We start from the raw sequence: 731 nt of genomic DNA, 5'->3' as shown, positions 1-731 counted from the left end.
GTAGGGGAACCTGCGGTTGGATCACCTCCTTACCTGAAAGATACGATATTGCGTAGTGCTCACACAGATTGTCTGATGAAAATCGAGCAGTAAAACCTTATAGGCTTGTAGCTCAGGTGGTTAGAGCGCACCCCTGATAAGGGTGAGGTCGGTGGTTCAAGTCCACTCAGGCCTACCAATTCTCCCCTGTTCTGCGTTGCAACTCCGACTCGCATAGTTCACTATGCTTCGCGAAGCTGCGCCTTGATCAGCGAAGAATTACGGTGACAATAAGGTTTTACGAAAACGATGGGGCTATAGCTCAGCTGGGAGAGCGCCTGCCTTGCACGCAGGAGGTCAGCGGTTCGATCCCGCTTAGCTCCACCATCCTTTTCATGCTCAAAAAATACTTCCAAGTATGCTGGATAACAGTGTGCTGCGAAGTATTTGCTCTTTAAAAATCTGGAACAAGCTGAAAATTGAAACGACATGTCGTTTCGTTCTTCCGTAATAAAGAACGAAAACACGATATGTTCGAGTCTCTCAAATTTTTGCAGCGCGATGATGACTTACGAGACATCTTCGGGTTGTGAGGTTAAGCGACTAAGCGTACACGGTGGATGCCCTGGCAGTCAGAGGCGATGAAGGACGTGCTAATCTGCGATAAGCGTCGGCAAGGTGATATGAACCGTTATAACCGACGATTTCCGAATGGGGAAACCCAGTGCAATTCGTTGCACTATCATTGCGTG

2 tRNA genes and 1 rRNA gene are annotated in these 731 nt (G+C 48.3%); all 3 read left to right on the top strand.

The window, feature by feature from the left end:
- Nucleotides 1-101 precede the first annotated feature (101 nt).
- Nucleotides 102-178, top strand: a tRNA-Ile gene (locus tag Q1A40_RS22900).
- Between the two features lie 112 nt (nucleotides 179-290).
- Nucleotides 291-366: transfer RNA gene (locus Q1A40_RS22895), tRNA-Ala, on the top strand.
- A 206-nt stretch (nucleotides 367-572) separates the two neighbouring features.
- Nucleotides 573-731 (top strand): 23S ribosomal RNA (locus Q1A40_RS22890); the annotation flags it as partial.

Origin of the sequence: uncultured Cedecea sp., from assembly GCF_947498825.1 — a bacterium.
GTDB lineage: Bacteria > Pseudomonadota > Gammaproteobacteria > Enterobacterales > Enterobacteriaceae > JGM124.
This window is presented reverse-complemented; position numbering and strand designations above follow the sequence as displayed.